Raw genomic sequence first — 26,319 nt, 5'->3', positions numbered from 1 at the left:
TAATCGGTCGCTAAGTTGATGATCACGAACGCAGCGCGATACCTGCCCCGAGGTCCGCGTTGTCATCCCCCGAACCCCGCGGGCCGGTGCCGTTGCACTCCCCTCCCCCGACCGGCACCGGTCCGCGGTCTCCAAAATTTCTGTCAATTGACCGTTTTCACCCGCGTGACCAGCACCGCGGCGATGACGGTGGACAGTGCCGAAGCCGCGAAGAGGCTCGGATACCCGCCCAGGTAGGCCAAAATCGGCGCGGTCAGCATCGGCGCCACCACCTGCGGCAGCGAATTCGCGATGTTGATGACCCCGAGGTCCTTCGCCCGGTCCTGCGCGGCGGGCAAAACCTGCGTGAGCATCGCCAGCGCGACAGCCATGTACGCGCCGAAACCGACTCCCAGCAACGGCGACGCCACGAGCGCGGCCGTCCAGTTCTGCCACACGACGAGCAGCAGCGCGGCGACGGCCATCACCGCTGACGCGGCGAGGACGTAGGGCTTGCGGCGTCCGGACTTGTCGGAGAAGTGCCCGGCGAGGAGCGCGCCGACGACGAGGGCGGCGCCGTAGAGGCCCATCATGATCAGCAGTCCGGTGTCCGGGTCTTCGTAGTGCACCGCGTCCTTGAGGAAGAACAGCAGGTACAGCGTTCCGAAGGCGTTGCCGAGCCCGATCATGAAGTGACAGCCCCACGCCCAGGCGAAGTCCGGGTGCTTGCGCGGGGAGATCCACAGGTTCGTCAGCACGTCCCGGGTCCGCGCGGACGGCCGGAACGCGACCGGCAGCCGCGCGTCCGGCGTGCGCAGGACGAACGCCGCCGCGCCGGCCAGCACGATGGCCGCGCACACCGCGTAGCCCAACGGGAGACCGGCGAGGTCGAGCATCACCACGACCACCACCGCGCCGAGCACGGTCCCGAGCATCTGGGCGATGCCGACCAGCCCGCCGACCTGCGCGCGCTGGGCCACGGGCACCCGGTCCGCGATCGCGGAGACCAGCATCGCGAGCATTCCGTTCAACCCCGCCTGGACCAGGCACCAGCCGAGCACCATGACCGCGACGTTCGGCGCGAACCCGAGGACGAGCAGCCCGGCCGCGGCGACCGCCGCACCGGCGGCCGTCCACGGATGGCGGCGGCCGCGGGCGGAACAGGTGCGGTCCGAGAGCAGGCCGACGGCCGGGTTGGCGATCAGCGCGACGACCGCGCCGACCCCGGTGACGAGACTGAAGACGGCTTCCTTGTTGGCCGCGTCCAGAATTTCGGCCTGCTTCGGCAGCAGGACCTGGATGGGCGCGTAGACGCCGAGCCAGAGCGCGATGTTCGCGAAGAAGAGCAGGCTCATCCAACCCGCGCGAACTCTGGCGACCGGCTCGGCGAGCGCCTCGGGCAGCTCCCTGACCTCACTCATGGCGGATCAGTTCCCGGTACCAGCCGAAGGAATCCTTCGGGGTCCGCTTCTGCGTCTCGTAGTCGATGTGCACCAGGCCGAAGCGCGGCTGGTAGCCCTTCGACCATTCGAAGTTGTCCATCAGCGACCAGACGAAGTACCCGCGGATGTCGACGCCGGCGTCCATCGCTTCGCGTATCGCGACCAGGTGGCTGTCGAGGAAGTCGATGCGCTCCGGATCGTGGACTTGCCCGTCCTCGGCGACGACGTCGTCGAAACTGCAGCCGTTCTCGGTGATGTAGACGGGCGGGAGGTGCTCGCGGTAGCGCTCGTGGAAGCCGACGAGCAGCTCACGCAGCCCGTGCGGGACGATCGGCGAATCGTTGGTGGTCATGGGATAGCCCTCGATCGCGCGAAGCTCGAAGGGAAGCGGATTACCTTCGCCGGGGGCGGCGACGCCCTGCGGCTCGTAGTAATTCACCCCATAGAAGTCGAGCGGCTGCGCGATGGTGGGCAGATCGTCGGCGAAGCCCGCCGGGAGATGTTCGACGACTTGTTCGGGATAACTGCCGAGCAGCACCGGATCCGCGTAAGTGCGATTGATGAGGGCGTCGATCCATTCGCCCGCGGCCTTGTCTTCCGGAGAATCGGAGGCGGGCCAGATCGGCGAATGGTTGTTGGCCGTGCCGACACCGCGGGCGCCGTTCGCGCGGAGAGCTTGGACGGCGAGACCGTGCGCGAGATTCTGGTAGTGCGCGGTGGGCAGGGCGTCGAGCAGAAGTGTCTTGCCGGGGGCGTACTCGCCGATCGCGTACCCGAAGATCGACATGACCATGGGCTCGTTGAGCGGGATCCACATTTTCACCCGATCGGAGAAGCGCTCGCCCAGGATGGCGGCGTACTCCGCGAACCGTTCGGCGGTATCACGGGAGAGCCAGCCGCCGTTGTCTTCGAGTGCCTGCGGGAGGTCCCAGTGGAAGAGCGTTCCCGTCGGCGCGAGACCGGCTGCGCAGACCTCGTCGATCACTTCGTCATAGAAGGCAAGGCCTTCGGCGTTCGGCTTGCCTTCGCCGTCGGGCTGGATCCTGGGCCAGGCGAAGGACATGCGGTACGCGCCGACACCGAGTTCGGCCATCAGCGCGATGTCCTCGCGGTAGCGGTGGAAGTGGTCGGCGGCCACCTCGGCGTGCTCGGCCCGCGCGATCTTTCCCTCCGTTTCGGTGAAGGTGTCCCAAATGGACTGTCCTCGGCCACCCTCCTTCGTCGCCCCCTCGATCTGGAAGGCGGAGGTCGAAACACCCCACAGGAATTCGGACGGGAAGGTCGGATTCTCCACCGGCGGCACACCTTTCCTCTTCAGACTCGGCCGAACATGAAAAGTTCTCAGATACTATGCCTTCACTCGACCGTGGGGAACCCCGTCGGCACGATAAAGTCGCAGATCAGCGAAGGAGGAGCCCGAGTGTCCGACATCCAGGCCGCGAAACCGCAAGCGGAGACGACTCCGCTCCGGCGGCAGCCCGTTCAGCAGCGCAGTGCCAAGCGGGTGGAGCAGATGCTCGACGCCAGCGCGCAGCTGATCGACGAGCTCGGTTACGACGCACTGACGACCACACTGATCGCGAAGCGCGCCGGGGTGGCCGTCGGTTCGCTGTACCAGTTCTTTCCCGACAAACGGGCCGTGGTGCAGGCACTGACGCAGCGCAATCTCGAACGGTTCGTCGCCTCGGTGTCCGAAACCTTGAACGAGCTCGCACCCGAGCACTGGTGGGATGTCGTGGATTCGATCCTCGACATCTATCTCGCGATGCACCGCGAGGTCCCGGGATTCTCGAAGGTCCACTTCGGTGACGTCGTGGACAGGCAGCTCCTGGACGAGACCCGGGACAACAACGCCGTCATCGTCGACGCGCTCACCGACATCCTTTCGGCACGGATCCCGTCGCCGCTGGACGACATCCGGTTCGCGCTGACGATCGCGAACGAGACGGCGGACGCGCTGCTGAAGCTGGCTTTCCGTCGTGACCCGCGAGGGGACGAGCGGATCGTGGCGGAGGCGAAGTCGGTGGTGAAGGGATACCTGGCGAGCAAGTTCGGCGAGGCCTGAAGGCTGGTCGGGTTGGTCGGGCTCCGGGGCGTCCGGGTGTCGCGAAAGCCACTTTCGCGACGTCGGATGTCCCCAAAGTGGCTTTCGCGACCTCCGCGGCCCATGCGATCAGCCACCTACGCGCACTGGTGTCCGAAGGACGCTTTCGCTACGTCCGATGCGGCGAAAGTCCCCTTCGGCCCACGTCCGTCCACTATGGACTCGATGCCCGCTGCCCGGACGTCGCGAAGGCCACCTTCAGGACGCTCGACGTCCTGAAGGTGGCCTTGCCGTCACCGGCGGATCCCCCTTGCTCCATTCGTGTCCGCCGATGCCCGGTTCCTCAGTCTCACCAGTCACACAACTCCCACCAGCCACGCCTCCGCCTACGCTGACCTGGCCTTATCCAGTTGTCCACATAAGCTGTCCACACCCACCCACAGTTGTGGACAACCTCGCCCCTCAGCCCTCGGAACCCCACTCGCCGACACCCCCTCCCGCTACGCTGGTGCAGGGCGCGCCCCCCAGGGATGGGTGGGGGGTGGGGTTCGCGGGTCAGCCGAAGTTTTGGGACTCGCCTCGGTAGGTGGGGACGGTCCGGTCGACCCGGTCGCCGATGACGACGTGGTAGTGCGTGAAGCGTTCGGCGAGTTCGCCGGCTTTGGCGTGGCGCAGCCAGACTCGGTCGCCGAGCCGCAGGTGGCGGGCGGCTTCGCCGGAGACGGGGGTCTGGACTTCGCCGGCTCCTTCGAAGCCGAGCAGCGAGAGACCTTCGGGCAGGTAGGGCGTCGGCTGTCGCGAAGACTCCGTTGGGCCAGAAGCGATGTAGCCGCCGGAGAAGAGCGTCGCGACCTTCGGCGCCGGACGTCGGACCACGGGGAGCGCGAACATCGCGGCCGGGCGCGGCGAGAAGTGCGCGTAGCCGTCGAAAAGCGTCGGCCCGATCAGGCCCGAGCCCGCCGCGATTTCGGTGACGGCCGCTTCGGCGCCGGTCGACTCCACGCTGCCGCTGCCGCCGCCGTTGACGAACTCCAGGTCCGCCAGCGCCCGCACCGCTTTCACCGCGGCCGCTCGGCGCTTCGCGATTTCCACAATGGACTTCCGCTGCATCCAGCCGATGACCGAGTTCTTGACGCCGCTGCCCGCCGAGTCGCCGAGCCCGGCGATCTGGCCTTCGTAGGCCATCATCCCGACGAGCCGGAAACCCTTGCGGGACAAGATGGTCCGCGCCAGATCCGCGGCCTGCCGCGGGCTGAACACCGGCGAGCGCCGGGTACCGATGTGCACTCCGGGCAGCGGCCGCCACGAGGCGTCGAGTTCGAGACAAACACGGATTTCGGGATGCCCTTGCCCGAGCGCGGCATCGACCAGATCCAGGTGTTCGGGCGAATCGACCATGATCGAAATCGCCGCCCGCGCACGGTCGTTCGCCGCCAGCCGCCGCAGCGCGCCGTGGTCGGCGGTCGGGTACGCCACCACGATGTCCTCGGACGTCCCCTGCTCGACATGCCAGACGGCTTCGGCGAGCGAGTAGCACATGAGGCCTTCGAAGCCGGGCCGCGCGAGCGCCCGTTCGAGCAGGTATCGGCAGCGGACGGACTTGCTGACCACGCGGATCGGTTTGCCGTTCGCCCGCCGCAGCAGGTCGGCGCCGTTCGCGTCGAACGCATCCAAGTCGACTACCGCGAACGGAGGATCCAGGTCCTTCGTCGCCAAGTCGTACACCGTCGCACTGGTCACCCGAACTAAGGTACGACAGAAGGGCTTGAAACGCGAATACTATTCACTTACTGTTTCGGCACTCGAACATCTCAAGGGCAGAAGCTCACGGAACGGGTGGCGCATGACTCGGTGGACCAACTGGGCCGGAACCGCGGCGGCCGCACCCCTGCGCGTGCACCGGCCGCGCGGCACGGAGGAGATCGCCGAGGCGATCGGCCGGTCCGCCGCGGACGGACGACACCTGCGCCCGCTGGGCAGCGGCCACTCGTTCACGGCCATCGCCGCGGCGGATTCGGACGCCATGGAGCTGACCGGCTGGACCGGTATCGCGTCGGCCGACGTCGAGAAAGGCCTGGTCACGGTCTGCTCGGGCACCACGCTCAAGCAGCTCAACGCCGAACTCGACGCGCTCGGGCTGGCGATGACCAACCTCGGTGACATCGACGCGCAGACCGTCTCGGGCGCGATCTCGACCGGCACCCACGGCACCGGCGCCCGCCTCGGCGGGATCGCCACCCAGATCGCCGCGCTCGAACTCGTTCTCGCCGACGGCACCGTGGTCACCTGCTCGGCCGACGAACGTCCCGATCTCTTCTCCGCCGCGAGGGTCGGCCTCGGCGCGCTCGGCGTCATCAGCACGGTCACCCTGCAGGTCGAACCGTCGTTCCTGCTCTCCGCCCAGGAGCGGCCGGAACCCCTGGAACAGGTCCTCGAAGGCTTCGAGCAGTTCGCCGACGAGAACGACCACTTCGAGTTCTACTGGTTCCCCTACGGCAAGAACGCCCTGGTCAAGCGCAACAACCGGCTGCCGGCGGGCAGTGAACGCCGCCCGCTGAGCAAGGTGAAGGAATTCGTCGACTACGAGGTCACGGAGAACCTCGCGTTCGGCGGTCTGTGCCGTCTCGGCCGCGCGGTGCCGAAACTCGTGCGGCCGCTCGGCAAGTTCGCCTCGAACGTCCTCTCCGCCCGCGACTACAGCGACACCTCGCATCGCGTCTTCGTGACCCATCGCGGTGTCCGGTTCGTCGAGTCGGAGTTCGCGGTCCCCCGCGAATCGCTGCTCGACGTCTTCGCCGAACTCCGCGCGCTGGTGCCGAAGCTGGAGAACCCGGTGATGTTCCCGGTCGAGGTGCGCGTCGCGGCCGCGGACGACATCTGGCTTTCGACCGCGAACGGCCGCGACTCGGCCTACATCGCGATCCACCAGTTCCTCGGCATGCCCTACCGCGAGTACTTCGCCGGATTCGCGTCGATCGTCGGCGAGGTCGGCGGCCGCCCGCACTGGGGCAAGATGCACGACCTCGACGCCGCGACGCTGCGCTCGCGGTACCCGCGGTTCGACGACTTCCTGCGGGTCCGCAAGGAGGTGGACCCGGCCGGGGTCTTCACGAACACCTACCTCGACCGGGTCCTGGGAACCGTTTAAGCCGTCGCAGACCTAAGCTGTTTCAAAGAGTGCGCTGACGGACTCTCCGTTGTGGATCCGCCGCATCGCCTCCGCCAGCGCGGGCGCGATGGACAGGACCCGCAGCTTCGGGCTCTGCTCCTCCGGCGGGATCGGCACCGTGTTGGTGCAGACGATCTCCAGCACGTCGTCCTGCTCGCCGATCCGCTTCAGCGCGCCGCTGGAGAACAGCCCGTGCGTGCAGGCGACGCGGATCGAGCGCGGCTTCAGCTCCCGCAACTTCGAGAGCAGTTCGAGCACCGTGCTGCCCTTGGCGATCTCGTCGTCGAGGACGATCACGTCGCGGCCGGTGATCTCACCGATCACCGAGCTGATCTCGACCCTGTCGTCGGCGAAGCGCTGCTTCGCACCAGCGGCGACCTGAACCCCGAGCAGCCGCGCGAAATGCGCGGCTTCCTTGGCGTTGCCGAGATCCGGCGAGACAACGGTGGTCGCGGAGAGGTCGTACTGGCGGAAGTGCTTCGCCAGTTCCTGCAACGCGTGCAGGTGATCGACAGGGACGCTGAAGAAGCCGTGCACCTGCGGCGAGTGCAGGGTCATCGCGAGGACGCGATCGGCGCCGGCGGTCGCCATGAGGTCGGCGACGAGACGGCCGCCGATCGAGATCCGCGGCGCGTCCTTCTTGTCCGACCGCGCGTACGAGTAGTGCGGCATGACGACGGTGATCCGCTTCGCCGACGCGCCCCGTGCGGCGTCCAGCATCAACAGCAGTTCGACGAGATTCTCCTGCACCGGCCGCACCAGTGGCTGGATCAGGAAGACGTCGCGCTCGCGGCAGTTCGCCCCGAGCTGGACTTCGAGGCAGTCGTTGGCGAACCGCTGCACCCGCACGGGATGCAGCGGAACACCGAGATGGGCACAGATCTCTTCGGCGAGCTCGGGATGTGCGCTACCGCTGAAAACCGCGATGTCCTCGCGCAAGGACCTACTCCGTTCACTTAACTGACGGATTACGTCCACACACTAGCCAGGACCGGGGATTTCACAGAGCGGAAACGGCCTGAGAGATAGCAGTATCACCCGAGATCGCTTCGAGGACGCGGCCCGCCGTCGCCGGATTGTCGAGCAGCGCGACGAGGATCGCGGCGACGTCCTGGCGCGGGATCGGCCCACGCCCCGTCGCTTCGGCGATCCGGATCTCGCCGGTGCCTTCGTCGTTCGTGAGTTGTCCCGGCCGCAGGATCGTCCACTCGAGATCATGGGCGCGCAGAGCGTCCTCGGCCGCTTTCTTGGCTTTGAGGTAAATCCGGAAATCGTCCGGAACGTCCGCTGTCTCCCCTTTGTCGGCTCCCATGGACCCGACCTGGATGTGCCGCCGCACGCCCGCCTGCACCGACGCCGCCGCGAAGAGTTCCGCGGCAGCTCTGTCCACAGTGTCCTTGCGGTCCGTGCCGCTGCCGGGCCCGGCGCCCGCCGCGAAGATCGCGGCGTCGGCGCCGTCGAGCACCTTGGCGACGGCGTCCACATCGGACTTTTCCAGGTCGAGGACGACGGCTTCGGCACCGGCGGCCTCGAGATCGGCGACGTGGTCGGGATTACGCACGATCCCCACCGCCTGATCACCGCGCGAAGAGAGGAGTTTCTCCAGCTTCAGCGCGATCTGTCCGTGTCCACCCGCAATGACGACTCGCATGAAGCCGAGGGTAGTGCGTTCAGTCCACTTCGGCAGCGAGCTCGGTGCCGCGCAGCAGCTGGTCGTAGACGATCTCGTTGACCAGGCGCGAAACCGGGTCCTCGTCCAGGATCATGCGCTCGTTGTGGCCCTCGAGGTCGAGGTCGGTCACCGCGTTGGGGTCGGCGGTGACGATGCCGAGCCCGTAGGCGCGGGCACGCGGCAGGCAGTTGCCGACATAGTCTTCCGTCAGTACGGCTGGCGATGGGAGCACCATCGCGGCCTCGCCGTAACGCGCGAACGGGACCGCTGAGGCCATCGCGGTGCGCCAGTGCCGGGCGACCGCGAGGACACCGATGATCTCGGCGGCCGGCGCGGGTGCGGTCGCGGCCAGCTCTGGCCATGTCCAGGTGTCGACGGTGGCGCGATCGACGACGGGACCCATGCCCATCGCGATGCGCTCCGCGTGCACGTCGGTACGGAGCCGGGCGACCACGCAGATCTTGCGGCCGAGCACGGTGGTCTCCGGCAAGACGATGCCGTTCCAGCCGAGCAGGGCCGCCGCCTTGCGCGAAAGCTCCTCGACGCTCGCGGGCAGTTCGATCGGCGGCACCACCCGGCTCGGCAGTGACCGGCTGCGCTTCGCGCCACCGGCGACCGTCGAACTCTCCATATTCGGTGTAGCCGCCACGTTCCGCCTCCTTCGAACCTGGTTTCCCTAAGGCTCTTCATCCCGTGCCACCTCGGTGGAAGCGGCACTTGACCTGTCTAACAGGGCATGGTGGCGGCGGCGCCGGACAACGGGAGTGGCTGCGATCGGCGGCGCCTTGTCATCGGTGACCGGTCGGTAGGCGGTCGTCGGACTTCAGTCCGACCGTGCCGCCAACCGAGTGAGAGCGAGGTAAGTGGTGTTACCGGTTGGCTCCGAACGGTCACGGGTACGGACTGGCCGCCACCGAACACAGGCGCGGCAAGGGAAGCAAATCGTTAGGCCATTCAGCCCAGTGAATACTCATTCCACTGTGGACCATCGCAGGTCAGGTCAGGAGATCGTCGCGGCGCGGAGGAGATCTTCGACGCCCGGAGTCCGCCATTCGTCCATCACCACGACTTGCCTGTCCGCGACGAACCAGATCCGCTGGGTCACTTGAGTCTCGCCGCTTCCGCCCGTCTGTCCACGAGGAACACACTGGATCGTCCACTCCTCGTAGGTCGCCGTCGCCCCGCCCACCGGTGCGGTGGTGGAAACCGTCCGCACGGCGTCACCCTCCTGGCGGAGGTCCTTGCGGCCGGCGGCGTTGCAGGCCCGGCCGCCCGCGCTGCGCCGGTAGAAGCCGCCTGGCTGATACGGCGGCTGCTCGGCGGACTGCCGGGTGTTGTCGGTGAGGAGGACGTACTTGCAGTTGAAGTACTTCTTGGGGTCCGGACAGCCCGAAGCGACGAGCACCTTCTCCAGCCCCTGCGAGACGACGGTCCAGCCCGGCGGCAGATGGAGGGTCAGCGCGCCGGCCGAGACGTCGGTGAGGTCTTGCGCCGGCGGGGCGGACGACGTTCCTTTGACGGCCTTTCCGCTGGTCACACCCTCGACGAGGGCAGGATTCAGGAGATCGGCGACCTTGTCGTAAGGCAGCGTGTAGTCCTGGACACCGCAGGCGGTGGTGAAGCCCAGGTCGGTCAGGTTGACGGTGATCTCGACGGCTGTCGGCGCGAAGGCGAGCCACGCCTTCGGCTCGTCGGTGAGGTCCACCGACTTGAGGGGCCGATACGGGAAAGTGCTGGTCGGGGCGCCGCACTGCTCCTTCCCGGGCCAGATCCGCTCGGTGAGTTTCCCCATTCCGTCGTCCGACAGGACGCCGGGGGCGAACAGTTCGGCGGGCGTGAGCGCCCGGCCTTCCTTCAGGTCGATGGTCACCGAGGCTCGGCCGTAGCTCCAGGTCGGATGCGGTTTGTTCTCGAGATCGTGCGTGTACCGCACCGAGAGGTACCGGTCGTTCTGCGAGCGCACGTCGGCCTTCGTGAGGAGCTTGTACGGGCCGCGTTCCGGCTCCAGCTTGGCGGCGCCGGGGCCGGTTTTGCGGTTCCAGTCGTCGATCGGCGCCGTCAAGGCGTCGTTGACCCGCTTCAGCCAGGCTTGGTCCGGCGAACCGGTCACCTCGGGGTAGTCCCCGCTGTAGGAGAGGTTCGTGCCGGGCACCGTCCCGGTCCGGGTCTTCATGGCGACCTTGAGCGCGACGGCCTGTTGAGTGGTCGGCGGCGACGGCGGCGGCGGAGTGCTCGCGTCGGAGAAGACGACTACTGAGCCGACCACGGCGGCCGTCGCCGCGACGACGCCGATGGCGATCTTCAGTCCGGCCGCGATCCCGCCTGTCGACGCGGCCACCGCGCCCGTTCCGGCGGCGGCGACCCCTGGAGCGGCCGCCGTCCCGGCGCCGAGCAGGACCAACGGCGTCGCCGCGGCGAGCACACCCGTCGCCTTCGCCAGCCGTGACCAGCCCTTGCGCTCCCAGTCCTCGCCGTACCCCGCGCGGGCGACGCGTTCCAGTTCGCCGACGAACGTGAGCGCGTCGACAGGCCGTTTCGACGGGTCCTTCGCCATTCCCGCCGCGACGATCTCGTGCACCGGCTGCGGGACTTCACCGAACGGGATGGGCGCGTGTTCGTGCAGCGTGCGCAGCACCTCGGTCTGTTCGGCTTCGTACGGCTTGTGCCCGGCGACGCACTGGAAGAACACACAGGTCGCGGCATAGACGTCGGTCGCCGGAGTGGCTTGCCCGCCGGACCACTGCTCGGGCGCCATGTACGCGGGCGTGCCGACGGCCGGGCCCCGCTCACCTGCCAGGACAGCCGTGCCGAAGTCGACCAGCTTGCTCTCGCCGGTGTCGGCGACAAGGACGTTGGCCGGTTTGTAGTCCCGGTGGACGACGTTGGCGGAGTGCGCCGCGGCCAACCCGAGCAGCGAGCCTTTCAGCACCGCGAGAGCGGCTTCGGGTTCGAGAGCGCCTTCGGCCTGGAGCACCGAGCGCAGTGAGACGCCGTTGATCGCCTCCATCACGATCGCCGCGCCCTGCGGCGTCTCGAAGAATTCGTGCAGCTTCACGACGTGCGGGCTAACGACGCGGTGCAGCGCCAGCGCTTCCTGGCGGAACGCGTCGAGATAGGCGGGCTCGGCGGCGAAGCGGGAGAAGAGGTACTTGATCGCGACGACGTGGCCGGTGTTGTCCTGGCGCGCGAGCACCACGCGGCCGAAGGTGCCCGTGCCGAGCTGCTCCAGCTCGGTGAAGCCGGGCAGTCTCCACTCGTCAGTTAGTTCCACCGCGCCTCTTCCAGGATTCCGTCGAGGCCTGGAGTGTTCCATTCGTCCACGATCACGAGCTGTGTTTTCGGCAGGAACCACACTCGCTGGGTAACCGTGCCGCCTCCGGAACACGTCAGCCGCCACTCTTCGTAAGCGGCCTTCTTCGTGCCGATCGGTCGAAGCTCCTTCTTCTGCAAGACAGGTGAACCCTGCGTTTCGCTCGGTGCCCCGAGGGAATGACACGGACGCGGGCCGTTGGACCGGTTGTACGGCTTGCCCGGTTCGTACGCCGGGGTGGCCGCGTCGACGCGCGAGTTGTCACTGAAAAGGACGTTCGCGCACTGCTCCCCCACGCACTGCTCGGCGGTCACCAGCCGACGCTCGGGCGTCGTACCTGCCACCAGTGACCACTTTTCCGACGTGGTGATGACGAAGGCGCCGATGTCGGCCTCTTTGGTCCGTGGCGCCTGCGTGCCGGCGGACGAGAGGCCGAGCAGTTTCACGACCTCGGGACTCAGCAGATCGAGCAGCCGGTCGTAGGGCACGGTGACCGTCGTCGGGCTGCAGGCCATCGCGTACCCGAGCACGTAGGCGCTGATGTGGAAGACCATCCCGCTCGTCGCGGGCGCCGCCTGCACGATGGACCTGTCCTCGGCGTTCGGACCCGACATCGACCGGGCGGGCAGATGCTCCGGCCGTGACGGCCGCTCGGAGAGGCACTCACCCGGTTTGGCCGAGGCGTAAAACCGCTCTTCCAGTTTCAGCATCCGCTCGGCGTTGCCCTCGACGTCGGCGAACAGCTGCGCGGTCGAGATCACGTCGCCGCCGGTCAGGTCGATCACGAGGGTGCGGACGTCGTAGGAACCGTGGTTCCCCAGCTGCACCGTCTCGACCGAGCGTTCGTAGACGACCGAAAGCAGCTTGTCGTCCTGGCGCAGGACCTCGGCCGTGGTGGACATGTGCGGGATGTCGCCGTCGGGTTCCTTCTCCGGCGGGTTGCCCGGCGACCAGACGCTCGTGAGCCAGCCATCGATGGGCTCCATCAGCGCCTTGTTGACCCGCTCCTCGGCAGCCTTGTCCTTCAACCCGCTGATCCGGACGTACTTGCCGTTGAAGTCGAAGCCGTCGAGTTTCTCGGAGCGGGTGAGGAGGTCGACCTTCATCGCGGCGAGTGTCGTGGTCTGGGGTGGCGGCTGGTCGTCGCTGTCGGCGTTGACCACCACGACAGTCCCGACGGCCGCCGCGGTGACGGCGGCGATCGCGGCGGTCACCTTGAGCCCGACAGCGATCCCGCCGCCGGTGGTCGCCGCGACCCCGCCCGCCGCGCCGCCCGCGATGACCGGCGCGGCGGCGGTCCCGGCGCCGAGCAGGGCCAACGGGGACAGGGCGACCAGGACTCCGGCGCCCTTGGCGAGCCAGTGCCAGCCGTTGCGCTCCCAGTCTTCGCCGTAGGCCTTCCTGGCGGACGACTCCAGTTCGGCGACGAACTCGGCCGCTCCCGACGGCCGCTGGGCGACGTCCTTCGCCATGCCGCGCGCGATGAGGTCGCGGACCGGTTCGGGGACCTCGCCGAACGGGATCGGGGCGTATTCGTGCAGCGTGCGCAGCACTTCGGTCTGTTCGGCCTCGTACGGCTTGTGCCCGGCGACGCACTGGAAGAACACGCAGGTCGCGGCGTAGACGTCGGTCGCGGGGGTGGCGATCCCGCCGGACCACTGCTCGGGCGCCATGTACGCGGGTGTGCCTGCCGCGACGCCGGTCTGCCCGGCGAGTACGGCGATGCCGAAGTCGACGAGCTTGCTTTGACCGTCCCGGGTGACCAGGACGTTGGCCGGTTTGTAGTCGCGATGGACGGTGCCCGCGGCGTGCGCGCCGGCGAGGCCGAGCAGCGAGCCCTTGAGGATGGCCAGCGCGGCTTCGGGTTCGAGCTTGTCCTGGCGGTCGAGAATCTCCTTCAGCGAGATTCCGTGAACCGCTTCCATGATGATGGCGGCACCTTGTGAGGTCTCCACGAACTGGTGCAGACGGGCGATGTGAGGCCCCGAAACGCGGCTCAGGACCTGCGCCTCATGGCGGAACTCGGCCAGCCGTTGCGGGTCGGCGGCGAACCTCGTGTACAGGTATTTTATGGCCACGACCTGCGCGGATTCGTCGTGCCGGGCCAGTACGACCCGCCCGAATCCGCCTTCGCCCAGCGATCCCATCTCGGTGAAACCCGGCAAGGCCCAGTCGTCCACAGATTCCTCCGCGATTCCCGATCGTGTCCCCTTGGAGGTGAGCTGCGCCGCAGCGGTTCCCCACCTTCCGGGTTTAGGGTTACTCGTCGGTCACTTAGCCCGTTTGCGATGGAGGAACGATGCGTTCGCCGAAGGATTTCTTCGCCCCGCTCGCGGTGGGAGCGCCGGAACCGCTCCGCCAGATCCCCGTGCCTCCTTCGCGGATGATCCACTTTTTCGACCCCAGCAACGAGAAGATGGCCGCCAAGGTCCCGGATCTCGCCAAGAAGGTCGACGTCCTGCTCGGCAACCTCGAGGACGCCGTGCGCGCCGACCGCAAGGAGGCCGCGCGGAACGGGCTCGTCTCCATCGCGAAGGCGACCGACTTCGGCAAGACGCAGCTGTGGACCCGCGTCAACAGCCTCGACTCGCCGTGGGTGCTCGACGACCTGATCACGCTGGTCACCGAGATCGGCGACAAGCTCGACGTGATCATGGTGCCGAAGGTCGAAGGCGCGCAGGACATCCACTACGTCGACAGGCTGCTCGCGCAGCTCGAAGCGCGGGCCGGGCTGACGAAACCGCTGCTGGTGCACGCGATCCTGGAAACCGCCAGCGGCGTCGCGAACGTCGAGGAGATCGCCGGCGCGAGCCCCCGGATGCAGGGCATCTCGCTCGGTCCGGCCGACCTCGCCGCCAGCCGCCGGATGAAGACCACCCGGGTGGGTGGCGGGCACCCCGGTTACCTGGTGCGCACGGACCCGACCGGTGAAGACCTGACCGAGGGACGCACGACGTATCAGCAGGATCTCTGGCACTACACCGTCGCGCGGATGGTCGACGCCTGCGCGGCGAACGGGATCCTGCCGTTCTACGGGCCGTTCGGCGACATCCGCGACGTCGTGGCCTGCGAAGACCAGTTCCGCAACGCGTTCCTGCTCGGCTGCGTGGGTGCCTGGAGCCTGCACCCCGTGCAGATCGACATCGCCAAGAAGGTGTTCTCGCCCGCTCCCGAGGACGTCGCCTGGGCACGGCGCGTGATCGCCGCGATGGGCGACGGCACCGGCGCCGTGATGATCGACGGCAAAATGCAGGACGACGCTTCGGTGAAGCAGTGCCGGGTGGTCGCCGAACTCGCCGACGCCCTGGCCGCCGACGACCCCGAACTCGCCGCCGCGTACGACGCGGCCACCAAGGAGGCTTCCGCATGAACCCCCGACGTTCCGTCCTCTACATGCCCGGCGCGAACGAAAGAGCACTGGAAAAGGCGAAGACGCTCGACGCGGACGCGCTCATCCTCGACCTCGAAGACGCCGTCGCGCCCGACGCGAAGGAAGCCGCACGTGAACGCGTTTGCGCCGCCGCTTCGTCGAAGGAGTACGGCTCGCGCGAGGTGACCATCCGCGTCAACGGCCTCGACACCGAATGGCACGACGCGGATCTCCGGGCCGCCGCGCAGGCGGGTCCGGCCGCGATCGTGGTCCCGAAGGTGAACTCCGCCGCCGAGGTGCACAACATCGAACGCGCGCTGGAACTCGGCGGCGCGCCCGACCACACGAAGATCTGGGCGATGGTCGAAACCCCGGTCGCGATGCTGCACGCCGAGGAGATCGCCGCGGCGTCCGAGCGGCTGACCGTGCTGGTCATGGGTACGAACGACCTGGCGAAGGAACTGCACGCCGAGTTCGTCCCCGGCCGCGCGCCGCTGCTGGGCGGGCTTTCACTGGCGCTGCTGGCCGCTCGGGCGACCGGCAAGGCGATCCTCGACGGCGTCTACAACGACGTGAAGGACCTCGAAGGCTTCGAGGCGGAATGCCTGCAGGGACGCCAGTTCGGGTTCGACGGCAAGACCCTGATCCACCCGGCGCAGCTGGAGCCGTGCAACCGGATCTTCGCGCCGTCGGAGGAGGAGATCGCGCGGTCACGCAAGATCATCTCGGCGTTCGAGGAGGCGCAGGCGGCCGGGCAGGGCGTCGTGACCGTGGACGGGCGGATGATCGAGAACCTGCACGTGGAGAACGCGCAGCGGATCCTGGCGCTGGCCGAAGCGATCGCCGGCTGACGCGTTTCGTCCTCTGGATGTGGTAGTTGGCGACACGAACGACCGCAAGGTGTCAACTCATATGGACACTTGCCTAAGCTGTACCCATGACCCAACAACGGCTGACGTCGATCGAGATCGAGGGTTTCACCTCGATCCGTTCGGCGCGCGTCGAACTGGGCGCGATGAACGTGCTGATCGGCGCGAACGGCGCGGGCAAGAGCAACTTCGTCCATGCGCTCGAGTTGCTGGGGCGAATCGTCGAAGGCGAACTTGGGTTGTTCGTCGGCCTCAACGGCGGTGCGTCAGCACTTCGCACCGTAGGCGAATCACCGCCCCGGATACACCTTGAACTGGAGGCGGAGGCCCACTCCTACGAAGCCAGCCTGGTCCCGGCAACCCGCGACGAACTGGTCTTCGAATCAGAGACCATGTACTCCCGTTCAGGGGACGACCACCAGCCCTACGGCCAGTCGCTCGGGCGCGGGCATCGGGAAACGCGGCTACCGGATGCGACCGACAGGAAGTCGGTCCGGAGCGCGTCGCGTTTCACCGACCTCCTTCGAGGCTGCAAGGTCTACCACTTTCACGACACCAGTGCCGATGCACCGGTCAAGCGCATGGTCCCGACGGTAGACGACTTGAGTTTGCGGAACGACGCCGGAAACCTCGCCGCTTACCTCTACCGCTTACAGAGAAGTGATGATTCGGCCGATCGCTCCGCATACCGACGGATAACTGGCTCAATCCGACTTGTGGCACCGTTTTTTCGGGATTTCATCCTCAAACCCGATCAAAACGACCGAATCATCTTGCGCTGGCAACAGCAAGAATCGGACGCGGTCTTTTCGGCCAATCAAATGTCGGACGGAACGCTTCGGTTCGTTTGCCTGGCGACACTGCTGCTGCAACCAGAACTACCGGGCCTTGTCGTACTGGATGAACCCGAACTCGGACTCCATCCCTTCGCGATCGTTCAGCTCGCCGACCTACTGAGTCAAGCGTCGCGGCGCAGCCAAGTACTCATTGCCACCCAGTCCGTGACCCTCATGAACCAGTTCGAGGTCGGCGACCTGATAGTGGTCGAGCGCAAGGCAGGCGCCTCCGAATTCACTCGGCCCGATCTCTCCACGTTGGAAGGCTGGCTTGCCGAATATTCACTCGGCGAGCTTTGGGAGAAGAACCTGCTCGGCGGACGCCCTGTCCGGGAGGAAAGCAATCGCGGATGACGACCGAATATCGACATCTGCACCTGCTGCTCGAAGGGCAGACCGAAGAAACAGTGGTCAACAATGTCCTGGAACCGTATCTGCAGGACCGGGGCTGGACGATCACGAAGTCGATCGTGACCACCAAGAGGTCCACCTCTGGACCTGCCAGTCACGGCGGTGTGAGCAGCTGGGCCAAGCTTGACCGCGAAATCAGGTTATTGCTGCGGAACACCGATATCCACACCCTCACCACCTTGTTCGACTACTACGGGTTCCCCACCGACAGCCCCGGTATGAGGGATCGACCCGCAGTCTCCGCATACGAGCGAGTCGAACATGTGGAGAAGTCTCTGGCCTCGGCGATCTCCGATAAGCGGTTCGTTCCGAATCTGATCCTGCACGAACTGGAGACTTGGGTCTTCGCGGCAGCGGAGCAGCTTGGCTGGCTGTTTTCCGGCAACGACCTCACGCGACGAGTTCTGAAGGACGTGGAAGACGCGGGCGGCCCCGAGCTGGTGAACGATGGCCTGGATACAGCACCTTCAAAACGTCTCGCTCGTTACTGCGCCAGCTACTCGAAAACGAGTGACGGCCCCTTGGTCATAGCTGATCTGGGCATCGACGCACTCCGCGCGCGTTTCCCCCACCTGGACTCCTGGCTCACGCATCTATTGAGGGGTAAGGCAAAGGTGTCGGGTCGACGAGGGCGCGAGTTGTCACTCAGGGTGAGGAGTGTGTGGAAATAGGGACGCTCAACGTCCCTATTTCCACACACCCCCTGTCCGACTGTCGTGACCGGTCCGGTCACGACAGGACTGTGTGGATTTCTGGTCATCCAACGCACCAAAATCCACACAGTCGACGCCAACGACCCGGTGTCGCGCAGAGTCACCGACACCGTCCACAAACACGCCAGGTTTGCCTTACCCCTCAATAGATGCTCGCCTGAGCTAGCAGGGCCAGGAGCGTGGAGCGGGGCGAAGGGTTTCGTAGGCGGCAGTGGCGCGAAGGACGTCGAGGTCTGCGAAGCGGCGGCCGCTGATCTGGAGGCCGATGGGCTGGTCGTCGCTCGTGTAGCCGCAGTTGATCGAGACCGCGGGCTGGCCGGACATGTTGTACGGCACGGTGAACGCGATGTGCTCGAACGGGCGGCGAGGGTCGTTGGTCGGCGAGGGCCAGTCGGCGGGTGGGGCCGGGACAGGGCAGGTCGGCGAAAGGACGACGTCGAAGCGTTCGGTCTCGCGGAGGGTCGCGACGGCGATGGCGTCGATCTGCGCGAAGCCGCGGTAGGCGTCGACACCGGTGACGTCGGCGCCGCCGGCGGCCCAGTCGGCGATGTACGGCAGCACTTTCGCGCGGCGGTCCTCGGGCAGTGCCGACATGTCCGACCAGGCCCGGACGCGCCAGAAGGTGTCGAGGCCGTCGAGCATCTCGCGGCACAGGAAAGGCGAAACCGGCTCCACCACCGCACCTGCGGCCTCGAACAGCCGCGCGGCTTCGGTGACAGCGCCGATCGTCTCGGGCGAGACCGGCAGCCCGACGCCCGGGTCGAGGTGCAGCCCGATCCGCAGTCCCTTGACCTCGCCGGACAACGAAGTCCAGTCGAGCGCCGACGGCGGCAGCGAAAGGTGATCGCGACCGTCCACACCGGACAGAACGCTCATCAGCAGCGCGGTGTCGGCGACGGTCCGCGTCATCGGACCGGCGACACGGCCGAGGAACGGCGGATCCACCGGCACCCGGCCGAAACTCGGTTTCAGCCCGACGAGGCCGCACCAGCCGGCGGGCAGCCGGATCGAGCCGCCGATGTCGGTGCCGACGTGCAGCGGGCCATAGCCGGCGGCGGCCGCCGAACCGGCACCCGCGCTGGAGCCGCCGGGCGTGCGCGCGGTGTCCCACGGATTCCGTGCCGCGGTGTGGAAACTCGACAGCCCGGACGTCAGCATCCCGTAGTCCGGCATGGTCGTCTTGCCCAGCAGGACCCCGCCGGACTCACGCACGCGAGCAGCGGCAGGCGCGTCGGCCAAAGCGGGTTCCAGCGAAGAAGCGGCCGTGCCGAGCGGGACCGGCGTGCCGCGGGTCGCGATGTTCTCCTTGAGCGTCAAGGGAACGCCGTCGATCGGGCCGAGCGGTTCCCCGGCGTGCCAACGGCTTTCGGACGCCTTCGCGTCTTCGCGCGCGCCGCTCGGGTCGTACGCGTAGAGGGCGTGCAGTTCGGGTTCGCGCGCCTCGATACGGGCGAGGACCGCTTCGGTGACCTCGACCGGCGACAGCGTCCCTGCGCGGTACCGCGCGGCCAGTTCGACGGCGGTCAGATCGGGCAACTCCGGCACGGCGGGACTCCTTACGTCGCGGGTGGTTCGAAGCGGCCGTCGACGGCGGTCCAGCCGCCGTCCACCGCCATGACGGAGCCGGTCACGAACGACGACGCGTCCGAGGCCAGGTAGACGACGGCGCCGGCGAGTTCCTCCGGACGCGCCCAGCGGCCGAGCGCGCCCTTGGTCGCGTAGGCGTCGTACCAGTCCGGATTCGCTTTGATCTGTGCCGTCAGCGGGGTTTCGACGACGCCGGGCGCGATCGCGTTGACCCGCACCCCGGCCGGGCCGAACTCCGCCGCGGCCGTGCGGAACAGCTGCACCAGCCCGGCTTTCGTCGCCGCGTACGGCCCCTGCCCCGGCTCGACGGTGGTGCCGCGGATCGACGAGAACCCGATGATGCTCCCCCGCCCGCGCTCGACCATCCCGGCGCCGAACGCGCGGACGACCTCGAACGTCGCACCGAGGTTCAGCGCGATCACCCGGTCGAATTCCTCGCGCGTGTACTCCAGCAGCCGTTTGCGCACGTTGGTCGCGGCGGTCAGCACGACGATGTCGATCTCGCCGAGGTCGGCGGCGGCCTTCGCGGCGGCACCGGACGCCAGCAGATCGATCTCGTACGCCTCCCCCGCGCCGGTTTCCTCGGCCGCGGCGATGTCGCGGTCCGCGATGATCACTTCGGCACCGTGCGCGGCCAGGGCTTTCGCCGATTCGCGGCCGATTCCACTGCCGCCGCCGAGGACGACGGCCCGCCTGCCATCCAGCCGGAACAGGTTCTCGTAACTCACGGTCGCAGCACCGCCATCCTCGTCACGGTCAGTTCTTCGACCGCGAACCGCGGCCCTTCCCGCCCGATCCCGGAGTCCTTCACACCGCCGTACGGCATGGTGTCGGACCGGAAACCGGGCACCTCGTTGACCACCACGCCGCCCACGTCGAGCTCGTCGAGCGCGCGGAACGCAGTCTTCAAGGAAGTGCTGAACACCGAAGCGTGCAGTCCGTAGCGCGACGCGTTGACCGCGTCGAACGCTTCGTCCACAGAGGACACACGGCGGATGCAGACGACAGGGCCGAAGATCTCTTCGTCCCAGCATTCGAGGCCGTCAGGCACGTCGAGCAGCACAGCAGGCCGGATCACGCTGCCGTCCACACCGCCGCCGACCAGCCGCGCACCGGCCGAAGTCGCTTTGTCGACCCACTCCTGAACGCGCTCGGTCGATCCCGGGTCGATCAGCGCCGAGACCCGCGTCTTCTCGTCTCGAGGATCACCGGTGACGACCTCCCCGAGCCGCGCCAGGACCCGTTCGGTGAACTCTTCGGCGACGGCGTCGACGACCAGGACGCGCTGCACCGAGATGCAGGCCTGCCCGGACGCGTAGAACCCGCCGCGCAGCACGGCGTCCGCGGCCGCGTCGAGATCCGCGTCTTCGGCGACCACCAAAGCGGCGTTGGAACCCAGCTCCAGCAACGTCTTCGTGGGCGCGGCGTCGCGGGCGATCCGGTGCCCGACCAGCGCGGATCCGGTGAACGACACCGCGCCGACCCGCCGGTCGGTGACCAGCGCGGAGCCGACGGCCGCGTCCCCGGTGACCAGCTGGACCATCGCGGGCACGTCGGTCAGCTCTCGAATCAAGTGCACCAGCCACAACGTCGCCAAAGGAGTTTGAGGCGCGGGTTTCACCACCACCGGACAGCCGGCCGCGATGGCGGGCGCGATCTTGTGCGACGCCAGCAGCAGCGGATAGTTGAACCCGGCCACGCCGACGACGACGCCGATCGGCTTGCGTTTCCAGAACCCGACCAGCCCGTCGCCGGACGGCAGCAGGTCGAGCGGCACGGTCTCGCCGTGCAGCCGCGAGACCTCCTCGGCGGCGGCCTGCCAGGTGACGATCGTGCGCGCGACCTCGACCCGGCAGTCGACCAGCGGCTTGCCCGTCTCCAGGACCAGCAGCCGCTCGAAGTCCTCGCGGCGGGCTTCCAGAGCCGCGGCGACGTCGTTCAAAAGCGAGCGCCGCGTACGCGACGGCAGGGCCGCGACCTGCTTGAACACCGCGACGGCCTCGTCGATCGCGCGCGTGGCCAGCTCCGGTGTCCCGACCGGCGCCCGGCCGATCTCGCTCCCGTCGTACGGGAACGTCACCGGTTCGATGTCCACAGTGGACATCCAGCCTTCGCCGATCGGCAACCCTTCCGGGTACTCAAGCATCGTCGCCTCCCCTCAACCGCGCCAGCTCGGCCCGCAGATTCGGCGCGGCCGCCAGCAGTTCCCTGGTGTACTCGTGCTCCGGCGCGTCGTAGACCTGGTCGACGTCGCCCAGCTCGACGATCTCGCCGCGCCGCATCACCGCGACCCTGTCGCACACGTGCCGCACCACGCCGAGGTCGTGCGAGACGAAGATCAGCGTCAGCGAGTACAGCTCGACCAGCGACGTGAGCAGATCGAGGATCTGCTTCCGCACCGAGACGTCGAGCGCGCTCACCGGCTCGTCCGCGATGAGGACGCTCGGATTCGGCGCGAGCGCCCGCGCGATCGAAATCCGTTGCCGCTGCCCGCCGGAGAACTGGTGCGGGTAGCGGCCGGCGGCGTCGGCGGGCAGGCCGACCGCCTCCAGCAGCTCCGCGACCCGTGCGGGATCCCGACGTCCCAAAGGTTCGGAGATGATGTCGCGCACCCGCATCCGCGGATCGAGCGAGCCCATCGGATCCTGGAAGACGATCTGGAGTTCCGACCGCAGGAAACCGAGTTTCCGCTCCGGCAGCGTGTCGACGCGCTTGCCCTGGAACGAGACGCTGCCCGCCGTCGGCTTGTCCAGCGCGGCCAGCAACCTGACCAAAGTGGACTTTCCCGAGCCTGACTCGCCGACGATCCCGAAGCGCTGACCGGCCTCGACGTCGAACGAGACGCCGCGCAAAGCATGAACGTCACGACGGGTGTAGCGGCGTTCGAGGTCCCGTACCGAGATCATCATCGGCTCGCCTCCAGATCCGAAGCGGCCAAAAGCTTCTTGGTGTATTCGTGTTGTGGAGCGGTGAGAACATCCCGTGTGGTGCCGGATTCGACGATCTCGCCGCCCAGCATCACCAGCACCCGCTCGCACACCGACGCCACGACGGCGAGGTCGTGCGTGATGAACAGCAGCGCGCTCTCTCGCTCGCGGACGCCGTCGAGGATCAGCTCCAGGATCTGCGCCTGCACGGTGACGTCCAGTGCCGTCGTGGGTTCGTCGCAGATCAGCAGCTTCGGATCGTTGGCGAGCGCGATCGCGAGGACGACGCGCTGCCGCTGCCCGCCGGACAGCTGATGCGGATACGCGCGGAAAGTCCCTGGCAGGCCGACGGAATCCAGCAACGCCTCGGCCGCCGCACGATGCTTCCCGCCATCGCGGTGGATCCGCATCGGCTCGGCCACCTGCGCGCCGACCCGCATCGCCGGGTTCAGCGCGGTCATCGGTTCCTGGAACACCATCGAAAGGTCGTTGCCACGCAGCCGCGACAGTTCCCGTTCCGGCGCGCCGAGCAGTTCGCGGCCGTCGAGTTTCACCGAGCCGGACGCGGCGAGTTCTTCGGGCAGCAGCCCCATGATCGACAACGCCGTCAGCGACTTCCCGGAGCCGGACTCGCCGATCAGGCCGACGCGCTCGCCCCGGACGACCTCGAACGAGACGCCGCGGACCAGGCCGCCGATCCCGAGATCCTGGACTTCGAGGGTCATAGCCGCGCCGCCAATCGCGGGTCGAGACGATCGCGAAGGCCGTCACCGAGCAGGTTGAACCCGAGGACCGCGATGGCGATCGCGACACCGGGCACGAGCGCGAGCCGCGGGTGCAGGGTCAGGAAGACCTGGGATTCCTGCAGCATCCGGCCCCACGACGGCGTCGGCGGCCGCGTGCCGAACCCGAGGAACGACAAGGCCGCCTCCGCGAGCACGGCGATCGCGAACGAAACGGACGCCTGGACGATCAGCAGCCCGGAGATGTTCGGCAGCACATGCCGCGCCGCGATGTTCGGCCGCGAGCGGCCTGCCGACCGCGCGGCCAGCACGAACTCGCTGCTCATCACCTGCAGTGTCCCCGAACGCGCGATCCGCGCGAACGAAGGGATGGTCGCGATACCGATCGCCACCATCGCGGTCAGCGTGTCGGCCCCGAACACCGCGCCGAACATGATCGCCAGCAGCAGTGCGGGGAACGCGAGCACGAGATCGTTGACCCGCATGACGAACTCGCCGAGCCACCGCGACGACATCCCGGCGAGGATCCCCAGCGGCGTCCCGATCAGCGCCGCGATCCCGACCGCGACCACGCCGACGTACAGCGTCGTCCGCGCGCCGACCATGAGCTGACTGAGCACGTCACGGCCGAAGCTGTCGGTGCCGAGCAGGTTCGAGCCGCTGAACTCGCGCAGCCGATTCGGCGCGTCGACCTTCACCGGATCGAACGGCGTCCACACGAACGAAAGCAGCGCGGCGAGCACTATCAGCGCGACCAGGACGCCGCCGATCACCAGGCTTCGATTGCGCATCAGGAACCCCGCAATCTCGGGTCGAGCACCGTGTACAAGAGGTCGACCACGAAGTTCACCAGCAGCACGCCGACCACCAAGACCAGCACGATCCCCTGCACGGACAACAGATCCCGCGACGCCACCGAGTCGAGCAGCATGCTGCCCAGCCCCGGCAGCACGAACACGCGCTCGACGACGACCGCGCCGATCAGCAACGTCGCCAACTGCAGGCCGAGCACAGTCACCACCGGCACGGCGGCGTTGCGCAGACCGTGCCGGAACAACGCCGGGAACGGCCGAAGTCCCTTGGAACGCGCGGTGCGCAGGTAGTCCTGCCCGAGCGTGTCGAGCACCGCGGACCGCACATAACGGGTGAGCACAGCGCCCTGCACGAGCCCCAGCGACAAGGCGGGCAGCACGAGACCGCGGAGGAATTCGCCGGGGTCCTGCGCCGGTGGCGTCCAGCCACCGGAAGGCAGCCAGCGCAGCTGCACCGCGAAGATCTGCACGAGAATGATGCCGGCGAGGAACGCGGGGATCGCGACGCCGATCTGCGAGAGACCGGAAACCGCGGTGCCGTCGGCCTTCCGGCGCCGCACCGCGGCGAACGTCCCCGCCGGGACGGCGATCAGCAGCGCCACCAGCATCCCGGCCCCGACCAGCCACAACGTCACGCCGAGCCGGTCGGTCAGCGCCGGGCCGATCTCCTCGCGGGTGACGTACGAGCGGCCGAAGTCGCCTTGCAGGACACCGCCGACCCAGTCGAAGTACTGCGTGACCAGCGGCCTGTCGATGCCGAATTCGGCGCGGGTCTTCGCGACCAGCTCCGGTGTCGCGTTGACGCCGAGCGCGACCTGCGCCGGATCGCCCGGCAGCACCGCCATGAACAGGAACACCACGATCGACGCGGCCAGCACACTGGCCACCAGGATCCCCGCGCGGCGCGCGATCTTGACCGTCATCGCGGCGCCAATCCCGTGAGATCGAAGGACTCGCTGACCTGGTTGCGGACGAACCCGGTCACCTTGTTCTTCGCCACGATCACGTTGGGGAACAGGAAGAGCCAGTCCGCGGCCGCGTCTTCGGACAGCCGCCGCGCGACCTGACGCATCGCGTCGAGCTGCTCCTGGGGAGTTCCGGCGTCGGCCTTCGCCAGCTGCTGCTGGACGTCCTTGCCGTCGTAACCCCAGTAGTACTTCGGCTTGCCGAAGGTGACGATGTCGCGTGCCTCGACGTGCTGGATGATCGAGAGGTCGTAGTCGTGGTCGGTGAAAACCTGCTTGAGCCACACCGCCGGGAAGTCCAGCGGCTCGATCGTCACGGTCACTCCGACATCGGCCAGCTGCGACGCCACCACCTGCGCGGCCGAGACGGCGTACGGCAGGTTCGGGATCCGCAGCCGCAACGAGGGATTCGGCTGCCCGGCCTCGGCGAGCAGCGTTTTCGCCTTCGCGGGGTCGAACGGATACGCGTTCGAGAGGTCTTCGTACCAGGGATCCGTCGGCGGGACCATGCTGCCGATGAGCGTTCCGCGCCCCGCCCAAGCCGTGTCCAGCAGGGCCTTCCTGTCGATGGCGTACGACAACGCGCGCCGGACGCGGACGTCGTTCAGCGGTGGGCGCGCGTTGTTGAACGCGAGCGTGACCTCGCTGTTCGTCGTGCCTTCGACGACGGTGAACCGGTCGTCGCTCTGGAACTGCGGGATCGAATCCGGCACGGTGATCGCGGAGATGACGTCGATCCCGTTGCTGAGCAAGGCGTTGTTGAGCGCCGTCGGATCCTTGACGTACTTGAGGACCACCGTCGAGTACGCCGGTTTCCTGCCCCAGTACGCGGGATTCCGCTTGAGCACGATGGAATCGCCGCGCCTGCGCGAGGCCACCGTGTACGGCCCGGTGCCGACCGGTTTGTTCGCCAGATCCGCGACGCCGGTGGGACTGAACATCGCGCCGAGCCTGCTGGTGAGGCTGAACAGCCAGCCGTTGCTGGGTTTCGTGAGCACGACCCGCGCGTGGTCCGGCGCGACGACGTCGACCCGGTCGACAACGTCCATTGTGGACTTGATCGACACCGTCCAGTCGGTTTTGACTCGCATCAGCGAGAACTTGACGTCTTCGGCGGTGAACGGCGCGCCGTTGCTGAACCTCGCGTCCTTCCGGAGCTTGAAGTCGTAGGTCTTGCCGTCCGGGGAAACCGTCCACGATTCGGCCAGCAGCGGCACGATCTTCGCGTCCGCGTCGAGCTTCACCAGGCCCTCGTAGACGTTGTAGAGCAAGGCCTGCGGGATGGCGGCGCCGTCTGTGCGGGTGAAGTCGAAGTTCGCGGGTTCGGCGGTGTAGCCGATGGCGAGCGTGCCGGGATCCTTGGCGACCGTGGCGCTCGATCCGGCCGAGCAGCCGGACGTCACCAGCAGCAACGCCAACGCCGCCGCGTGGATCCGGGCTTTCATCCTGCCCCCTGACCGGTAGACTGGT

22 protein-coding genes are annotated in these 26,319 nt (G+C 67.7%); 6 read left to right on the top strand and 16 right to left on the bottom strand.

The window, feature by feature from the left end:
* Window positions 1-143: 143 nt before the first annotated feature.
* Both ACZ6YV_RS04460 and ACZ6YV_RS04455 read right to left on the bottom strand, forming a co-directional pair.
* The gene (locus ACZ6YV_RS04460) at window positions 144-1,400 is read right to left on the bottom strand and encodes an MFS transporter (RefSeq protein ID WP_465508269.1); all 1,257 of its coding nucleotides are present in this window, start codon (window positions 1,398-1,400) and stop codon (window positions 144-146) included.
* On the bottom strand, window positions 1,393-2,715 hold the full coding sequence (locus ACZ6YV_RS04455; RefSeq protein ID WP_465508268.1) for a GH1 family beta-glucosidase: 1,323 nt from the start codon (window positions 2,713-2,715) through the stop codon (window positions 1,393-1,395). The genes ACZ6YV_RS04460 and ACZ6YV_RS04455 overlap by 8 nt, the downstream gene beginning before the upstream one ends.
* Before the next feature lie 126 nt (window positions 2,716-2,841).
* Between ACZ6YV_RS04455 and ACZ6YV_RS04450 the strand changes: the two genes are divergently transcribed.
* Window positions 2,842-3,486 (top strand): TetR/AcrR family transcriptional regulator, encoded by a 645-nt coding sequence (locus tag ACZ6YV_RS04450; protein ID WP_378239143.1) that lies wholly within the window; start codon window positions 2,842-2,844, stop codon window positions 3,484-3,486.
* Between the two features lie 534 nt (window positions 3,487-4,020).
* On the opposite strand, the gene ACZ6YV_RS04445 is transcribed toward ACZ6YV_RS04450, so the two are convergent.
* On the bottom strand, window positions 4,021-5,205 hold the full coding sequence (locus ACZ6YV_RS04445) for an amino acid deaminase/aldolase (protein ID WP_465508267.1): 1,185 nt from the start codon (window positions 5,203-5,205) through the stop codon (window positions 4,021-4,023).
* A gap of 103 nt (window positions 5,206-5,308) precedes the next feature.
* Here ACZ6YV_RS04445 and ACZ6YV_RS04440 point away from each other — a divergent pair, with 103 nt between their 5' ends.
* Window positions 5,309-6,613 carry a D-arabinono-1,4-lactone oxidase gene (locus ACZ6YV_RS04440; protein ID WP_465508266.1) on the top strand — a complete coding sequence of 435 codons (1,305 nt, stop codon included), beginning with the start codon at window positions 5,309-5,311 and terminating at the stop codon, window positions 6,611-6,613.
* A 12-nt stretch (window positions 6,614-6,625) separates the two neighbouring features.
* On the opposite strand, the gene ACZ6YV_RS04435 is transcribed toward ACZ6YV_RS04440, so the two are convergent.
* The 5 genes from ACZ6YV_RS04435 to ACZ6YV_RS04415 form a co-directional block, all read right to left on the bottom strand.
* Window positions 6,626-7,573, bottom strand: a complete 948-nt coding sequence (locus ACZ6YV_RS04435; RefSeq protein WP_465508265.1) for a ribose-phosphate diphosphokinase — start codon at window positions 7,571-7,573, stop codon at window positions 6,626-6,628.
* Window positions 7,574-7,634: 61 nt separating this feature from the next.
* Complete coding sequence (locus tag ACZ6YV_RS04430) at window positions 7,635-8,285, bottom strand: NAD(P)H-binding protein (RefSeq protein ID WP_465508264.1); 651 nt, start codon at window positions 8,283-8,285, stop codon at window positions 7,635-7,637.
* 19 nt (window positions 8,286-8,304) lie between these two features.
* Window positions 8,305-8,955: a hypothetical protein gene (locus tag ACZ6YV_RS04425; RefSeq protein WP_378239138.1), complete on the bottom strand. Its 651-nt coding sequence runs from the start codon at window positions 8,953-8,955 to the stop codon at window positions 8,305-8,307.
* A gap of 351 nt (window positions 8,956-9,306) precedes the next feature.
* Complete coding sequence (locus tag ACZ6YV_RS04420; protein WP_465508263.1) at window positions 9,307-11,577, bottom strand: serine/threonine-protein kinase; 2,271 nt, start codon at window positions 11,575-11,577, stop codon at window positions 9,307-9,309.
* Window positions 11,568-13,796: a protein kinase domain-containing protein gene (locus tag ACZ6YV_RS04415; RefSeq protein WP_465508262.1), complete on the bottom strand. Its 2,229-nt coding sequence runs from the start codon at window positions 13,794-13,796 to the stop codon at window positions 11,568-11,570. Before ACZ6YV_RS04415 ends, ACZ6YV_RS04420 begins: the two co-directional genes overlap by 10 nt.
* A gap of 119 nt (window positions 13,797-13,915) precedes the next feature.
* Between ACZ6YV_RS04415 and ACZ6YV_RS04410 the strand changes: the two genes are divergently transcribed.
* From ACZ6YV_RS04410 to ACZ6YV_RS04395, 4 genes are all read left to right on the top strand, one after another.
* Complete coding sequence (locus ACZ6YV_RS04410; protein WP_465508261.1) at window positions 13,916-14,986, top strand: HpcH/HpaI aldolase/citrate lyase family protein; 1,071 nt, start codon at window positions 13,916-13,918, stop codon at window positions 14,984-14,986.
* A complete protein-coding gene (locus ACZ6YV_RS04405) occupies window positions 14,983-15,837 on the top strand; it encodes an HpcH/HpaI aldolase/citrate lyase family protein (RefSeq protein WP_465508260.1) in 855 nt (284 codons plus the stop codon). The genes ACZ6YV_RS04410 and ACZ6YV_RS04405 overlap by 4 nt, the downstream gene beginning before the upstream one ends.
* An 86-nt stretch (window positions 15,838-15,923) precedes the next feature.
* Window positions 15,924-17,045: an AAA family ATPase gene (locus ACZ6YV_RS04400; protein ID WP_465508259.1), complete on the top strand. Its 1,122-nt coding sequence runs from the start codon at window positions 15,924-15,926 to the stop codon at window positions 17,043-17,045.
* Window positions 17,042-17,773: a DUF4276 family protein gene (locus tag ACZ6YV_RS04395; RefSeq protein WP_465508258.1), complete on the top strand. Its 732-nt coding sequence runs from the start codon at window positions 17,042-17,044 to the stop codon at window positions 17,771-17,773. The genes ACZ6YV_RS04400 and ACZ6YV_RS04395 overlap by 4 nt, the downstream gene beginning before the upstream one ends.
* A gap of 204 nt (window positions 17,774-17,977) precedes the next feature.
* Here the strand turns inward: ACZ6YV_RS04395 and ACZ6YV_RS04390 are convergent, their stop codons facing one another.
* From ACZ6YV_RS04390 to ACZ6YV_RS04355, 8 genes are read right to left on the bottom strand one after another with little or no spacing between them, the layout of a single operon-like run.
* Window positions 17,978-19,360 carry an amidase gene (locus ACZ6YV_RS04390; protein ID WP_465508257.1) on the bottom strand — a complete coding sequence of 461 codons (1,383 nt, stop codon included), beginning with the start codon at window positions 19,358-19,360 and terminating at the stop codon, window positions 17,978-17,980.
* Between the two features lie 11 nt (window positions 19,361-19,371).
* Window positions 19,372-20,130 carry an SDR family NAD(P)-dependent oxidoreductase gene (locus ACZ6YV_RS04385; RefSeq protein WP_465508256.1) on the bottom strand — a complete coding sequence of 253 codons (759 nt, stop codon included), beginning with the start codon at window positions 20,128-20,130 and terminating at the stop codon, window positions 19,372-19,374.
* Entirely contained in the window at window positions 20,127-21,548 is a 1,422-nt protein-coding gene (locus ACZ6YV_RS04380) for an aldehyde dehydrogenase family protein (RefSeq protein WP_465508255.1), read from the bottom strand. Before ACZ6YV_RS04380 ends, ACZ6YV_RS04385 begins: the two co-directional genes overlap by 4 nt.
* On the bottom strand, window positions 21,541-22,311 hold the full coding sequence (locus tag ACZ6YV_RS04375) for an ABC transporter ATP-binding protein (RefSeq protein WP_465508254.1): 771 nt from the start codon (window positions 22,309-22,311) through the stop codon (window positions 21,541-21,543). The genes ACZ6YV_RS04380 and ACZ6YV_RS04375 overlap by 8 nt, the downstream gene beginning before the upstream one ends.
* Complete coding sequence (locus ACZ6YV_RS04370) at window positions 22,308-23,054, bottom strand: ABC transporter ATP-binding protein (RefSeq protein WP_465508253.1); 747 nt, start codon at window positions 23,052-23,054, stop codon at window positions 22,308-22,310. Before ACZ6YV_RS04370 ends, ACZ6YV_RS04375 begins: the two co-directional genes overlap by 4 nt.
* Entirely contained in the window at window positions 23,051-23,863 is an 813-nt protein-coding gene (locus ACZ6YV_RS04365) for an ABC transporter permease (RefSeq protein ID WP_465508252.1), read from the bottom strand. Before ACZ6YV_RS04365 ends, ACZ6YV_RS04370 begins: the two co-directional genes overlap by 4 nt.
* Window positions 23,863-24,807, bottom strand: a complete 945-nt coding sequence (locus tag ACZ6YV_RS04360; protein ID WP_465508251.1) for an ABC transporter permease — start codon at window positions 24,805-24,807, stop codon at window positions 23,863-23,865. The genes ACZ6YV_RS04365 and ACZ6YV_RS04360 overlap by 1 nt, the downstream gene beginning before the upstream one ends.
* Window positions 24,804-26,294 carry an ABC transporter substrate-binding protein gene (locus tag ACZ6YV_RS04355; protein WP_465508250.1) on the bottom strand — a complete coding sequence of 497 codons (1,491 nt, stop codon included), beginning with the start codon at window positions 26,292-26,294 and terminating at the stop codon, window positions 24,804-24,806. The genes ACZ6YV_RS04360 and ACZ6YV_RS04355 overlap by 4 nt, the downstream gene beginning before the upstream one ends.
* Window positions 26,295-26,319: the final 25 nt, after the last annotated feature.

The sequence above is a fragment of the Amycolatopsis sp. NPDC102522 genome (genome assembly GCF_055584485.1).
The sequence above is the reverse complement of the archived record's forward strand: the minus strand, read 5'-3'. Positions and strand labels throughout refer to the sequence as shown.

What these genes read in the sequence shown, in the direction of transcription:
- ACZ6YV_RS04360 (WP_465508251.1), bottom strand. Translation starts at nt 24,807, where the DNA reads ATGACGGTCAAGATCGCGCGCCGCGCGGGGATCCTGGTGGCCAGTGTG.
- ACZ6YV_RS04440 (WP_465508266.1), top strand. Translation starts at nt 5,309, where the DNA reads ATGACTCGGTGGACCAACTGGGCCGGAACCGCGGCGGCCGCACCCCTG.
- ACZ6YV_RS04400 (WP_465508259.1), top strand. Translation starts at nt 15,924, where the DNA reads ATGACCCAACAACGGCTGACGTCGATCGAGATCGAGGGTTTCACCTCG.
- ACZ6YV_RS04405 (WP_465508260.1), top strand. Translation starts at nt 14,983, where the DNA reads ATGAACCCCCGACGTTCCGTCCTCTACATGCCCGGCGCGAACGAAAGA.
- ACZ6YV_RS04460 (WP_465508269.1), bottom strand. Translation starts at nt 1,400, where the DNA reads ATGAGTGAGGTCAGGGAGCTGCCCGAGGCGCTCGCCGAGCCGGTCGCC.
- ACZ6YV_RS04370 (WP_465508253.1), bottom strand. Translation starts at nt 23,054, where the DNA reads ATGACCCTCGAAGTCCAGGATCTCGGGATCGGCGGCCTGGTCCGCGGC.
- ACZ6YV_RS04395 (WP_465508258.1), top strand. Translation starts at nt 17,042, where the DNA reads ATGACGACCGAATATCGACATCTGCACCTGCTGCTCGAAGGGCAGACC.
- ACZ6YV_RS04365 (WP_465508252.1), bottom strand. Translation starts at nt 23,863, where the DNA reads ATGCGCAATCGAAGCCTGGTGATCGGCGGCGTCCTGGTCGCGCTGATA.
- ACZ6YV_RS04380 (WP_465508255.1), bottom strand. Translation starts at nt 21,548, where the DNA reads ATGCTTGAGTACCCGGAAGGGTTGCCGATCGGCGAAGGCTGGATGTCC.
- ACZ6YV_RS04355 (WP_465508250.1), bottom strand. Translation starts at nt 26,294, where the DNA reads ATGAAAGCCCGGATCCACGCGGCGGCGTTGGCGTTGCTGCTGGTGACG.
- ACZ6YV_RS04375 (WP_465508254.1), bottom strand. Translation starts at nt 22,311, where the DNA reads ATGATGATCTCGGTACGGGACCTCGAACGCCGCTACACCCGTCGTGAC.
- ACZ6YV_RS04430 (WP_465508264.1), bottom strand. Translation starts at nt 8,285, where the DNA reads ATGCGAGTCGTCATTGCGGGTGGACACGGACAGATCGCGCTGAAGCTG.
- ACZ6YV_RS04410 (WP_465508261.1), top strand. Translation starts at nt 13,916, where the DNA reads ATGCGTTCGCCGAAGGATTTCTTCGCCCCGCTCGCGGTGGGAGCGCCG.